At 48.4% G+C, this 14,344-nt stretch carries 12 protein-coding genes; all 12 read right to left on the bottom strand.

Going from position 1 to position 14,344, the window contains the following annotated elements:
• Window positions 1–8: 8 nt before the first annotated feature.
• Window positions 9–3,134 (bottom strand): spermidine synthase, encoded by a 3,126-nt coding sequence (locus tag Q0W37_RS08770; RefSeq protein WP_297700652.1) that lies wholly within the window; start codon window positions 3,132–3,134, stop codon window positions 9–11.
• 43 nt (window positions 3,135–3,177) lie between these two features.
• On the bottom strand, window positions 3,178–4,374 hold the full coding sequence (locus tag Q0W37_RS08765) for a hypothetical protein (RefSeq protein ID WP_297700651.1): 1,197 nt from the start codon (window positions 4,372–4,374) through the stop codon (window positions 3,178–3,180).
• Window positions 4,375–4,424: 50 nt separating this feature from the next.
• Complete coding sequence (locus Q0W37_RS08760; protein WP_297700649.1) at window positions 4,425–5,087, bottom strand: serine protease; 663 nt, start codon at window positions 5,085–5,087, stop codon at window positions 4,425–4,427.
• A 205-nt stretch (window positions 5,088–5,292) separates the two neighbouring features.
• A complete protein-coding gene (locus tag Q0W37_RS08755; protein ID WP_297700647.1) occupies window positions 5,293–7,419 on the bottom strand; it encodes a BspA family leucine-rich repeat surface protein in 2,127 nt (708 codons plus the stop codon).
• 127 nt (window positions 7,420–7,546) lie between these two features.
• Window positions 7,547–8,209, bottom strand: a complete 663-nt coding sequence (locus Q0W37_RS08750; RefSeq protein ID WP_297700645.1) for a serine protease — start codon at window positions 8,207–8,209, stop codon at window positions 7,547–7,549.
• A 47-nt stretch (window positions 8,210–8,256) separates the two neighbouring features.
• Window positions 8,257–8,781, bottom strand: coding sequence for a hypothetical protein (locus tag Q0W37_RS08745; protein WP_297700643.1), 525 nt, complete (start codon window positions 8,779–8,781; stop codon window positions 8,257–8,259).
• Between the two features lie 83 nt (window positions 8,782–8,864).
• Entirely contained in the window at window positions 8,865–9,101 is a 237-nt protein-coding gene (locus tag Q0W37_RS08740; protein ID WP_297700642.1) for a hypothetical protein, read from the bottom strand.
• A gap of 171 nt (window positions 9,102–9,272) precedes the next feature.
• Window positions 9,273–11,381 carry a BspA family leucine-rich repeat surface protein gene (locus Q0W37_RS08735; RefSeq protein ID WP_297700639.1) on the bottom strand — a complete coding sequence of 703 codons (2,109 nt, stop codon included), beginning with the start codon at window positions 11,379–11,381 and terminating at the stop codon, window positions 9,273–9,275.
• Window positions 11,382–11,429: 48 nt separating this feature from the next.
• Complete coding sequence (locus tag Q0W37_RS08730) at window positions 11,430–12,485, bottom strand: hypothetical protein (protein WP_297700637.1); 1,056 nt, start codon at window positions 12,483–12,485, stop codon at window positions 11,430–11,432.
• Between the two features lie 126 nt (window positions 12,486–12,611).
• Entirely contained in the window at window positions 12,612–13,313 is a 702-nt protein-coding gene (locus Q0W37_RS08725) for a radical SAM protein (protein WP_297700635.1), read from the bottom strand.
• 19 nt (window positions 13,314–13,332) lie between these two features.
• The gene (queD, locus tag Q0W37_RS08720; RefSeq protein ID WP_297700633.1) at window positions 13,333–13,662 is read right to left on the bottom strand and encodes a 6-carboxytetrahydropterin synthase QueD; all 330 of its coding nucleotides are present in this window, start codon (window positions 13,660–13,662) and stop codon (window positions 13,333–13,335) included.
• Window positions 13,663–13,664: 2 nt separating this feature from the next.
• Complete coding sequence (gene queC / locus Q0W37_RS08715) at window positions 13,665–14,318, bottom strand: 7-cyano-7-deazaguanine synthase QueC (RefSeq protein WP_297700631.1); 654 nt, start codon at window positions 14,316–14,318, stop codon at window positions 13,665–13,667.
• Between the last annotated feature and the right edge of the window lie 26 nt (window positions 14,319–14,344).

Below are 14,344 nucleotides of genomic sequence, written 5' to 3'. Positions count from 1 at the left end.
ATTTGAGTTTACTTTCCGTTTCTTCTGGAGCGCTGGATTTCACGTTCGATGAGGCGCTTTTCGACAGCGAAGAAGTCCTCGTTTTTCTGGATGGCGCTTTCGTAGATGACGTTTGCAAGTTCCGGTTCGCCCGCAAGGAGCGATATCACGATGCAATTGCGCAAGAAGATGTCGCCCATCTCGTTCATTTCGTAGCGGTCAAAGAAATCGGCAATGAGGAGCGAAGCCTGCTTGTAGACACCTTCGCGGGCGGCTTCCATGATGTTGAATTCTTCGGAGAAACTGCGCGGGAAAGCCCCCGCTGCAACGAGGTCGCGCACCTTGACGTAGACTTCGTCGGTGTCGCGGACTTCCATGGGGACGGTGCGGATCCATTCGATGTAGTTTTCGCGGAACTTCTGGAACGCGAGGGAAGATTCTAGCGCTACGAGACGAGGATCTTCGGCGAGGGAGTCCGGCCCTTCGGCAGAGGAACCGCTCGGCCCTTCGGCAAGCTCAGTGACCTTTGTTGCAGTGGGTTCAGCGGTCACTTCGGCAAGCTCAGTGACCTTAGTTTGCCCAGGGACCTTGGGGGGCTCAGGGGTGACGCCACTTGAAATTCCTGGATTCCCTCCCGTTGGTCGAGAATGACCGATAAGAGCAACATCTTCGGTTTGTTGCGGATGAGCAGAGTTCTTTAATTCGGCCACGTAAGAGAGCAGCGCGGTTTTCTTGAATTCGTCCTTCGGTTCGGCAAGCATCGCCTTCACGCGGGCGGGGCGACGGAGCGCGTAGTCCTCGGGGTCGAGGTACTGTTGCCAGCAGACTTCGCAGCTGTCGAACACGTTCACGATATGCGCCTCGGAATGCACGAAGCGGGCCTCTTCGGCCTTGTTGTCCACAATCGGGATAAAGAGGCTGTTCGGCTTTACACCGTCAAGCAGCGACTTAACCATCTTGTTCGTGAAGAGGAAGTTTCTTTCGCCGAAGAATTCCGGGTCACGGTGGATGCGGTTGAATTCCGCCACCAGGGCCGTATCGGTAGAGAAACGCCCGATGCCCTTCTGCAGTACCGGCTGGTCGCTTGCAATCATGATGATGTCGGGCTCGTCGGTAGACTTATAGAGGCTCACGTACGGGAATACCGTGTCGAGCGCCTTCAGAATGTTCAGGAACATGAGATCGTTGAATTCGTACGTCTGAATCCACTGTACCCAGAGGGCGCCCGGTTTCATGTAGCGGCGCATCTTGGCGTAGAATTCATGCGCAAAGAGCCCTGCCACGCCGCTCACCCACGGGTTAGAGGGCACGCTGATAATCATGTCGTACTTGCGGCGGTTCGTATGGAAGAAAGTCGTCGCATCGTCGATGAAAATGTGGATGCGCGGATCGTCGTAGCCGCGATAGTTCCACGGGTAGAATCCCTTTGCAAGGTCCATCATCGCCTGCTCGATTTCCACGCAGTCGAAATCCTTGAGCAGGGGGTCGGCGAGCAGGTAATGCGCGCCCATGCCGCTCCCGAAGCCGACCATCGCGGCATCGTACGGTTCGGTCTTCACGGCCATCGGCATAAAGGCGGTTGCCGCCTGCGTGAGTTCGTCGCTTGAAATCGGGGACTCACGGTCCTTGCTCATGCTCGCGTCGGCCTTGCCGTTCGTCTTTACATAGTAATGCACCGGCGATTCGTGGAAGCTGATGGTTGCCGTCTTTCCGTCAATCACCTGGATCTTTTCGTTCGGGTGCATGTTCTTGTAGCTACGGAACACGCCCGAGGTAATGAGCGACGGATCGAACTTCACGAAGATGGCAGGCATAATCATCACACACACCATGATGTAGAACATCACGCTGTAGCGGAAACGCTTGCGGTAAACCACCAGCAGGATAAAGCCGATGGCGAAGTCGAGCAGAGCTGCCGTCACGAGCGCGCCCTTGAGCTGCAGAATCGGCAACAGCAGAAGTCCACCGCCTGCCGAGCCGATAATGGAGCCGAGCGTATTCCAGCCGTAGACCTTTCCGATGGGGGCTTCGCTCTTGAAGGCGCGCGTGAGAATCAGGGTAATCAGCGGGAGCGTCATGCCCGCAAAGAAACTCGTCGGCACCATCCACAAGAGAGAAAGCGCGTACTTGAACAGGCTCCAGCAAATGTAACCGTCGGAAGTCGGGTTGAAAATCTGGTTCGCCTCGTTCATCATGCCCCAGAAGGGCTGGTGGAAATACAACGTGCAAAGCGCGAAGAAGGCCATCAAAATCTGCGCCATCGAAAGCACGACGAGGCTATCTTTCTTGAGCAGTCTGCCGCTCACCGCGGAGCCCAGCGAAAGTCCCAAGATAAACGCCGAAAGCATCTGGTCGAAGCTATGGCTCGAAGAACCCAGCAACAGCGAAAGCAGACGGATCCAGACGATTTCGTAGACGAACGAGGTGAGGCCCGTAATCGCAGCAATCCAGAGCCACGCATTTTTCGGCGGCATCGCAAGCTTGTGTTCGGCCACATAGTCCACGTCCTGTTCCTCGGGTTTCTTCGATTCCCGCGTCGGCACAGGCGATGTCGCAAGGCCGATGAAGCTGAACACCGCCGCAAGCAGGAAGTTGATAGAGGCTGCCACGCACAGGGTAGCGTGGTTTCCGATTTCGGGAATCAACAGGTAACTTGTCGCAAGAATTCCGATAGCAGAACCGAGACTGTTCGTAAAGTAGAGCATCGGGAGCGACACTTCGGCACCGCTCTTGCGCATGAGTCCCGCCGCAATGAAGGGGAAAGTCATGCCGACCGCAATCGCAATCGGGAGCGTAGAACCCGTCGCCAGGACCACCTTCGCAATTTCTGCGCCACGCGGCGTGAGCGTGGCCGTCCATTCGGAGTCGTAGAAAATTCCCGTAAGCCACAGGTACAGCGGATGGTAGGCCACCCCGCCAATACCGATCGCCAGTTCCACAATGCCGTAACCCAGGAGCGGGCGCTTGGTACGTTCGACCATCTTGCCCGCCACAAAGCTACCGATGGCAAGGCCGCCCATATAGATGCAGAGCGTGAGCACCTGGCCGTAGCTGGAATGCCCCAGAAAAAGTTTAAGGTAACGAGCCCACGAGCCTTCGTAAATCAGGCCCGCAAACCCGGACAGGGCAAACAGGAAATAGACCAAGATATTCATGGCGTAAATTTATATAAAAAAGGCGCCGTTCTATGTAAAACAATTATTCACCTTCAGTCAGACCGAATTTTCGGAGAGCCCAAGCTTCCATATAGGGCAGAATTTCCTTGTAAGGCACTACAATCATCACGCTGCCGTGGGAATGCCAGCCGATTTCGAAAGAGTACCCGTCAAAACCGATACCTTCCTTCAAAAAAGATGGCTCCAGCTTGAAATCCATGCTGATGGCATCGGCGTTGGCATCGTATTTTTCCGCATATTTGCGAAGAAGCGATATAATCGCTTTCTTTTCATTTGGATTGAAAATAGTGGAATCAACCAACGCCCCGTCCTTCTTCGAGAAAGTCCGATGATACTCGTAAATGAATCCTCCGCCAGCACCGGCATTGTACCCGGCGTTCGAAATGTAATAAGTCGTCCACAGCAGTGAATCGTACGCGACATCTATACTGTCCTGGCGTTCGTAACGGAGGGAGGAGGCGACTTCCGTATGAGCGCTATCAAAGTACCAGTCATTGGGATAATTCCTGAGTTCGGACTCAATGCTCCTCTTGTAATTTTCCGCCTGACGGTAAAGGGCCCTTTTACGAATTTTTTCTAAATGTCTGGAATCAAGGACCGTGTCGGCATCGGTCAAGTCATCGCCCAACAATCCCTTGATGATTTTCCAGTGGACCCGTTTAGGATAAACCTGGAACCTCGGCAACTCCCAGTGCAAGGATACCGTGTAAAACCTGTTGCTGTCGCGTTCCGTTCCATAATTGGAGAATTCCATACAGCCTTTCTCTTTTGTGGGGTCACATTCAATCAATTCGTCGTCGTGTATAGCAATTTCCGCCTTGACCCGCTCCAGATCGCTTTTTCCAATCAGGCTGTATTCCGTTTTCATATCGGTAAGCATGGAATAGACTTTATCCATCTTCTCTTCCAGAATGGACAAGTCCTTGTCATCCCGAGCCTGCAATGCAACTGCCGGTTCCTTTTTGGGGGCATCTTCCGGTTCTTTGGAACCGCTTTGGAAAAAAGTAAGCGAGCAGACAACTACCGCGACAAGGTATGCTACCGATAAAATCGAGCTTACGATTTTTTTTGTCTTGGAACCAGTTGGGCTCGGCCTGTTCATAATGGCGAGCACGAATGCCACTACTGCAAACGGCAGCAAGAAAAGGTACATTCCTCCCCGCGACACAAGGCCCATGAGAAGGCCTGCCAAGATAAAAAGAGTTTCAAAAATTGCCATATTCTAATCCATCGTAGTGAAAAATATTACACAGAAAAATTAGATAAAAATTATACGCCCCAGTTAAATTGAGCAGACTTAAAATCCTCAACGGAATTCAAGATGCTGATTGCACATTTTTTGATATTCTTGGTGTTCGGATATTCGGTTACACCATTTTTCCTAAGCAGGCGAACCACTTCCGTAGACTTCACCAGATTGCTCGTATTCTCTTCCATTAGCGATACAGATTTGTTCATTCCGCCAATTCGACCATCCGTGGTAAAATTAGGTCCGCCAGACATTCCATATTCTATTATTCCGCTTGTGCGATAATAGCTGTAATTGCCATCATAACGATACTGCATACGAATACGCATCGGTACAACAGTCAAATTAGGGTTAACGAACGGCTGAGTGTAGCCATACGAGGTCAGTCTTTCCCCATTAGGCAATTCAGCGTGTTCAAGACTGCATACCATAGGCATTTCGACAGGCTCTTCATCCAACACCATCAAAGCGATGTCTGCATCCAAATCGTAATCAACCATATGAATCTTGTAGCATGTATCATTCTTGATATCGTAATAACACTTATGTTCAAATTCGTCTACAACATGGTATGCAGTGATGAGGTAATCGCTGTTAACGAAGAACCCCGTGCCGTTATGCATGTCCTCTTCGGCAAAGGCCATGAAGAAGGAGAGAAGGATGATACCGATAAGCTGTTTCATGACGCCTCCTTTTTTTTCTATGGAACCCTGCTGAAATTCCGTTAGTTCAAATATAACTTCACCGAATGTCATATTATGACATTTTAGGTTTTTTGTGAAAAAAATCGCAAAAAAAAGTCCAAAGCCTTGTGCAGATCCGCATCAAGGCTTTGGATGTTAAGAGGGGATGCCCCGTAAAAGCAGGGCGTTTTTATTTATGAACTTTTTAGTCGAACATATTCTCGGTGTTGCAATCAGGGCGTATGTTCCACTTGCTGATGTCGCCGTTGAATTTGCTATGGGAGAACATTCTACTCATGTTAATCACATTGGATACATCCCATCTACTGATGTCGCCATTGAACTGGCTATAAAAGAACATACGACTCATGTAGGTCACATTGGATACATTCCACTTGCTAATGTCGCCATTGAATGAACTTCCTTCAAACATACTACTCATATCTGTCACATTGGATACATTCCACTTGCTGATGTCGCCATCAAAAGGATTGTGAATCGTACGTTCATAAATAACACCTTTTTCAAAAAACATCTTGCTCATATCGGTTACGTTGGACATATCCCACATACTGATGTCACCATTGAATGCGCTACGAAGGAACATACTACTCATATTAGTCACGTTGGATACTTTCCACTTGCTGATGTCGCCATTAAATTGGCTATGGGAGAACATTCCGCTCATGTTAGTTACTTTAGACACCTTCCATCCGCTGATGTTTCCAGTAAATTTGCTATTGGAGAACATCCCGCTCATGTCGGTCACGTTGGATACATCCCACTTGCTGATGTCGCCATTAAACTGGCTATCGGAAAACATCCAGCTCATGTTTGTCACGTTGGAGACTTTCCACTCGCTGATGTTGCCATTAAACTGGCTATCGGAGAACATCCTACTCATGTAAGTCACTTTGGACACATCCCACTTGCTGATGTCGTCATTGAACTGGCTACCGGAGAACATCCCACTCATGTCGATCACATTGGACACGTTCCACTCGCTGATGTTACCGTTGAATTTGCTATTGGAGAACATGTCGCTCATGTCGGTCACGTTGGATACATCCCACTTGCTGATGTCGCCATTAAACTGGCTATCGGAGAACATCCCGCTCATGTCGGTCACGTTGGACACGTTCCACTCACTGATGTTGCCGTTGAATTGGTATCCGAACATTACGCTCATATCGGTCACGTTGGACACGTCCCACTTGCTGATGTCGCCATTAAATTGGCTATGGGAGAACATTCCGCTCATGTTAGTTACTTTAGACACCTTCCATCCGCTGATGTTTCCAGTAAATTTGCTATTGGAGAACATCCTGCTCATATCGGTCACGTTGGACACGTCCCACTTGCTGATGTCGCCATTGAACTGGCTATCGGAGAACATCCCGCTCATGTTTGTCACGTTAGATACGTTCCACTCACTGATGTTGCCATTAAATTGGCTATGGGAGAACATCTTGCTCATATTGGTCACGTTGAAGATGTTCCACTTGCTGATGTCGCCATTGAATTGGCTGCTAGAGGAGAACCCGTCAAACATCCCGCTCATGGTAGTCACGTTTGACACGTCCCACCTACTGATGTCGCCATTGAACTGGCTACCAGAGAACATTCCGCCCATGTCGGTCACATTGGACACGTTCCACCTACTGATGTCGCCATTGAATTGACTAAACCAGAACATATCATACATATTAGTCACATTAGATACATCCCACCTACTGATGTCGCCGTTGAATTTACTATAAAGAAACATCCTGCTCATATCGGTCACGTTGGACACGTCCCACTTGCTGATGTCGCCATTGAACTGGCTATCGGAGAACATCCCGCTCATGTTTGTCACATTAGATACATCCCACCTACTGATGTCGCCGTTGAATTTACTATAAAGAAACATCCTGCTCATATCGGTCACGTTGGACACGTCCCACTTGCTGATATCGCCATTAAACCCGGTAAACAAATCGTCATCCCGATCATCGTCTTCAAACTCCCAATCATCGTCTTCAAACTCCCAAATATCGGTTTCAAACATATGGCTCATATCAAACATATTGCTCATGTTAGTTACTTTAGAAACGTCCCACAGGCTAATGTCGCCATTGAAGTCGCTACAAGAAAACATTCCGCTCATATTAGTCACATTGGACACGTTCCATCCGCTGATGTCGCCGTTGAATTCGCTTCCTTTGAACAATTCGCTCATGTCGGTGATGTCAGAAACATCGATGTCGTTCAGGTCGCATTCGGGCCCCTCGGTTTGAATGCGGTTCTCGATGATTTGCTTCAGTTCTTCTTTATTTGCGGGTTTGAGCATCGTCTGTTCCTTTAAAAGTAATGAGCCAGTGGTTGCAAAGTTAATATAACCATTTGGCATCAAAAAAAGCACCAAACGCCACATCAAAATAGTTCTAAAACCGCATAATTGGCGAATTGCAGAATCGTTATACGCCCCAGTTATAGTGAGCAGACTTAAAATCTTCAACGGAATTCAAGATGCTGATAACACATTTTTTCTCATTCCTGGTGTTCGGATACTCCATTACACCATTTTTATGGAGCAGACGAACCACTTCCGTAGACTTCACCAGATTGCTGGTATTCTGTTCAACCAGCGATATCGACTTGTTCACTCCCCCGATTCGACCATCTATGGTAAAATTAGGCCCGCCAGACATTCCAAGCCGCAATTTTCCCGTCATGCGATAATAGTTGTAATTGCCATCATAACGATAGTGCATACGAATGCTCAACGGGATAATGGTCAACTCATGGTCGATGAACGGGTCAGGGTAGCCATACGATGTCAGTCTTTCCCCGATAGCCAATTCAGAGTGAGCAAGACGGCATACCATAGGCATTTCGACAGGTTCATCATCCAGCTTCAACAGAACGAGGTCTGATTCTAAATTGTAATCCACGATATGAACTTTGTAGCACGTATCATTCTTGATATCGTAATAACACGTGTTTTCAAAGTTTTCAACGACATGGTACGCAGTCACGATGTATTCTCTGTTAACGAAGAACCCCGTGCCGTTATGCATATTATCGTCGGCAAAGGCCATGGCGATGAAAGAAAGGGTGATACCGACTAGCTGTTTCATGATGTTTGTATTCCCCGGGCTTATAAAGGGGCCCTATGAAGATATGATTAACGCTTGGATTGGAAATGGAGATATTCTCGGGAAGTATACTGGTCTTCCCATCTTACCTTGTAGTCCTTGGGGAGGGTGCCTTCGAGGATTTTGACAACTCGCCTTCTCTCGTAGTATGGCAAGTCTACGAGGCTGATATCGACAGCTCGGCCTGTCCTATGATGGGACCACCTGTCGTGCCTATCGAAGGAGTCATGAGCGGAAATAATGGTCGGGGCGAAGTCCTCTCCGAACTGGCTCTTGAACACCTTGATGACATACACGAGGCCGCTTTCAAGCTGAGGGGTAAGCTCCATGACGACATATCCTTTCTGGAAGGTGTTCTCCATGATGTAGTCATGGTTTTTACCCACCTGTACAGGGACATTGGTACGGAAGTCATAGTTTTCTTCTTTGGCCTTGTATTCACCATCATCTGACTTCGAATATGTCTGTTCTGCTACAGGTCTATGGGACCAACAGCTGTTAGGCGATTCGGGCCTATACGGGTCGAAGATGAGCTTATAGCCCACGATGAGCATGATGACTATGAGGATTATTCCGAGGAAGGTTTTGAATAGGTTAACAAGGCATCCCATGGTGACGACTCCGTTGTTGTGTAGGTTTATTTTCCGTATTGTTCGTCATAGAGGCGTTGCAAAGCCTCCTTGTATTGAGCGTCTCGTTCGGCCTCGATTTTCTGTTTCTGGATTTCTTGCGAGTGGTCCACATAGGGGTTCTTGTTGTGCCTGTTAGTTGCGAGGGCAAGCAAGACGACTGCAAGAACGATGATGATGAGTAAGACCACCTGCGTGAAGAAATACGTTATGCGTTCTAGGATGTTGTCGATGAAGTCAAACATTGGTTGCCTCCACTAGTTGCATTCTCTATATATTTATCGTGGGCAATTCCGCCAATGTAAAGTCAGTTCGTGATAAAAATCTGTAGCCGCAAAAAAAGTGAAAAGCCTTGTGCAAATCTGCATCAAGGCTTTGAATGTTGAGAAAGGCCGCCCTGCAAAAGCTAGGCGTTTTTATTTGTCTTCAAACATGTTCTTGGTGTTGCTGTTAGGGCGTATTTTCCAATTGCTGGTGTCGCCGTCGAAGTTGCTAAGGGTGAACATCCCGTAATCGTCGGTCACATTAGATACGTCCCATTTGCTGATATCGCCATTAAATGGGCTTTTATAGAACATCCTGCTCATATCGGTCACATTGGAGACCTTCCACTCGCTGATGTTGCCGTTGAAATTGCTCTGGGAAAACATATAACTCATGTCGGTTACTTTGGAGACGTCCCACCGGCTGATGTCTCTATTGAATGAGCTTCCTTTAAACATACTCCTCATGTCCTTCACTTTGGAGACTTTCCACTTGCTAATGTCGCCATTGAACTGACTATTCCAAAACATTTCGCGCATGTTGGTCACATTGGATACATCCCACTTGCTGATGTTGCCTTTAAATGGGCTTTTATAGAACATCCTGCTCATATCGGTGATGTCCGAAACATCGATGTCGTTCAGATTGCATTCGGGGCCGAGTAGCTTAATTCTTTCATCAATAAGATTTCTTAAAAGTTCTTTTTTATCGAGAGCGGGTGCTGCTAAAAACTGTTTTTTTGTGTAAGTACAACGAATCCAGCCATCTTGATTTAAAAATTCTGGGAATACATCCCATTCGCTGATGTCTCCGTTGAAAGCACTTCCTTTAAACATGCTCCACATGCTGGTCACATTGGACACGTTCCACTGGCTGATGTTGCCGTTGAATGTGCTATTGCTGAACATATTACTCATGTCGGTCACTTTGGATACATCCCAGTTGCTGATGTCGCCGTTGAATGTGCTTCCAGAAAACATGCTCCACATGCTGGTCACTTTGGATACATCCCACTCGCTGATGTCGCTGTTGAATGTGCTATTGCTGAACATACTACTCATGTACTTCACGTTGGAAACATTCCATTGGCTGATGTCGCTGTTGAATGAGCTGCCAGAAAACATTCCGCTCATGTTAGTCACGTTGGATACATCCCACTGGCTGATGTTGCCGTTGAATGGGCTTTTACGGAACATCCCGCTCATGCTGGTCACGTTGGATACGTCCCACTGGCTGATGTTGCCGTTGAATGCGCTATTGCTGAACATTTCGTGCATATCGGTCACATTAGACACATCCCAGTTGCTGATATCGCCATTGAATGAGCTTCCTTTAAACATGCTCCACATGTTCGTCACTTTGGATACGTCCCACTCGCTGATGTTGCCGTTGAATGCGCTATTGCTGAACATTTCGTGCATGTCAGTCACATTGGATACGTCCCATTTGCTGATGTCGCCGTTGAATGTGCTTCCAGAAAACACCCCACTCATATCGGTAATGTCCGAAACATCGAGGTCGTTCAGGTCGCATCCGGATCCGAACAGATAAACTCTTGTGTGAATAAGATTTCTCAAAATTTCTTTTTTATTGAGAGAGGTTGCTGTTAAAAACTGTTTTTCTAAGAGAGCGTTTTCCGTTAAATACTGTTTTCTTATGTAATTATGACGAACCCAGCTATCCTGACTTGAAATTTCTTCGGATATGTTCCAGTTGCTAATGTCACCGTTGAATTTGCTAAAGTTGAACATCATGCTCATGTCGGTCACGTTGGATACGTTCCACTGGCCGATGTCGCTGTCGAATGCACTACCGTAGAACATCATGCCCATGTCGATCACTTTGGACACATCCCACCTACTGATGTCACCGTTGAATTTACTGCCCAAAAACATTCTATTCATGTTAGTCACATTGGACACATTCCACTGGCTGATGTCGCCGTTGAATTTACTGTCCATGAACATCCAGCTCATGTCGGTCACATTGGATACATCCCACCTACTGATATCGCCGTTAAACAGATTTTTTTCATCGAAGTCTTCATCCCAACAATTGCCATCAAACATATGGCTCATGTTAGTTACTTTAGACACGTCCCACTCGCTAATGTCGCCATTGAATGAGCTTCCAAAAAACAGATAACTCATATCGGTGATATCCGAAACATCGATGTCGTTCAGGTCGCATCTGTATCCCTTGGTCTGAATGCGTTTGTCGATAATTTTCTTCAGTTCTTCTTTATTTGCAGGTTTGAGCATAGTCTGTTCCTTTAAAAGTAATGAACCAGTGGTTGCTAAGTTTATTCATCATCTCTGTTGGGAAAATTCAGTAAGACCGAATTCTCGGCGGGCCCAAGTTTCCATATAGGGCAAAATTTCCTTGTAAGGCACCACGATCATCACGCTACCGTGGGTATGCCAGCCGATTTCGAAAGATAAACCGTCAAAACCGATACCGTCCTTCAAAAAGGAAGGCTCAAGTTTGAAATCTATGCCAATGGCGTCGGCGTTGGCATCGTATTTTTCCGCGTATTTGCGAAGAAGCGATACAATCTTTTCCTTTTCATCTGGATTGAAAATAGTGGAATCAACCAGCGACCCGTCTTTCTTCGAGAAGGTCCGATGATACTCGTAATTGTATCCTCCGGCGGCACCGGCATTGTACCCGGCGTTCGAAATATAATAAGTCGTCCACAGTTGTGAATTGAACGCGACATCTATACTGTCTAGGCGTTTGTATTTGAGGGTGGCGGCGACTTCCGTCTGGGCGCTGTCATAGTACCAGTCACCGGGATAATTCCTGAGTTCGGACTCAATGAACCTCTTGTATTCTTCCACCTGACGGTAAAGGGCTCTTTTTTGAATTTCTCCTAAATGTCTGGCATCAAGGATTGTGTCTGCATCGGTCAAGTCATCGCCCAACAATCCCTTGATGATTTTCCAGTGGACCCGTTTAGGATAAACCTGGAACCTCGGCAATTCCCAATGCAAGGAAACCGTGTAAAACCTGCTGCTGTCGCGTTCCGTTCCATAATTGGAGAATTGCATACAGCCTTTCTCTTTTGTGGGGTCGCACTCAATCAATTCGTCGTCATGCATGGCGATTTCCGCCTTGACCCGCTCCAGGTCGCTTTTTCCAATCAGGCTGTATTCCATTTTCATGGCAGCAAGCATGGAATAGATTTTATCCACCTTCTCCGCTATATCGGATAAGTCCTTGCAATCCGGAGCCTGCAATGCAACTGTCGGTTCCTTTTTGGGGGCGTCTTCCGATTCTTTGGAACCGCTTTTTAACAAAATAAGCGGGCAGGCAATTACTGCGACAAGGTATGCCGCCGTTAAGATACCGATCAGCCGTTTCATGACGTCTCCTTTTTTCTATGAAGGTCTCTAACATAATTATCGACCAAAGGAGCGCAAATGTAAAGTGGAAATAAAAAAATCAGCCCCACGGGCTGATGTCGCCATTAAAGGGATAAGGCAAACAGATTACACTCCGCGGAGGTCCGGATCCCAGACAACCTTATGGAGCTGCACCTGGAACCGTGCGTCGTTTTTAACCATCACGTCGCTTGCGAGCATCCAGTTCACGATTTCCACATTCGAAAGTTTTCCGAATACGGGCGACACGAAAATAGAGGGCATCCCTTGCGGAACCCCATCGGGTAAATTTTTCTGTAAAGCCTGGGCGGATTTTTTGGCAGCGAGGCGTTCCACCACGGATTCCGTTTCTTCCAGGTCCTCGACGCTCCCGACCACGAACTTGAGGACATCGCCTTCGCCAATCGTCTCCATGTTCTCGAGTTTCATGTGCGAAGACATCGCGCTACTTTTGCATTTCCAGTCCATCGTGTAGAAAAGCCCCGGGAGTCTCCACTTGGCAGGAACGGTCCCGTTCGTCTCGACATTCACGCGGAACCCCTCGCGACTCAGGGTTTCCAGAAGTTCGGCCACACCCTGATGCAGTAGCGGTTCCCCTCCGGTGAGGGTCACGTTTTTAACGCCGTAGCCTTTTACCGCCTCAAGAACCTGTTGCAGGTCCATCGTCTTGTAATCGGAACCTTCGACCGCGTACATGGAATCGCAATAGGAACAGCGCAGGTTGCAGCCGTGCAGGCGCACGAACACGGCGGGGAGCCCCGTCCGTATGCCTTCGCCCTCGATACTCTTGAAAATTTCGCAGACTTTCATAAGACCGCGCTCATGCCTCTTATGCTTCGTACTCGACGACGTTGCCTTCGCTTTCCTGAATCTGCACCTTGTAGCAGTGCGGCACCTGTTCGCAAATCCAGCGGGCCATGTTTTCGGCAGTCGGGTTCAGGTCCATCACGTCATTTAAGAACTTGTGGTCGAGCTGCCCCTTCACGATTTCCTTAATCTTCGAAAAATCGACCACCATTCCGTTCTCATCGAGCGTTTCGCTCTGGCAGAACACCGTGATGATCCAGTTATGCCCGTGGAGTCCGCGGCACTTGCTTTCGTAAGGGAGCGAAAGACGGTGCGCTCCCGAAATTTCAAGACGCTTGATTACCTTGTACATACTCATGCCCTGTACTCCGTCGTATCTTCGATTCCTGCCTCGGCAAGCGCCGCCTTGCGTTCGATACAGGTTGCGCACTTACCGCAATGAATGTTCTCGCCCTTGTAGCAGGACCAGGTTTCGGCGTAGTTGATTCCAAGGAGCTTTCCACGGCGAGCGATGTCGGCCTTGGAAATCTGCGTGTAGGGAGCGTCGATGGTGATTTTCGCGTAGGTGCCCGCGGAAATGGCCGCCGACATGTTGTCCACGAATTCCTTTCTGCAGTCCGGGTAAATGTCATGGTCGCCAAAGTGGTTCGCCATCATCACCTTCGAAAGGCCACGGCTTTCGGCAAGGCCCGCCGCCACGGAAAGCATAATCCCGTTGCGGAAAGGCACCACGGTCGACTTCATGTTTTCGTTCGCGTAGTTCCCTTCGGGAATCGCGTCCGCACCCGACAACAGCGACGACGTAAAATAGTCGTGCATGAACTTCAGCGGAATCGTGATGTGCGGAATCCCGAGCCGTTCGCAGTGGAGGCCTGCAAAGGGGATTTCCTTGTCGTTGTGGTTGCTGCCATAGTCGAACGAGACCGCAAGCGCAATGTCTTCGGCACGCTCGTAGAGCAACGTGGTACTGTCCATTCCTCCGGAGAGGATCAATAGAGAATCTTTCATGGGGCTCCTAGTTTTGTTTAGAGTCA

Source organism: uncultured Fibrobacter sp., assembly GCF_947166265.1.
In the GTDB taxonomy this organism is placed as follows: Bacteria; Fibrobacterota; Fibrobacteria; order Fibrobacterales; family Fibrobacteraceae; genus Fibrobacter.
This window is presented reverse-complemented; position numbering and strand designations above follow the sequence as displayed.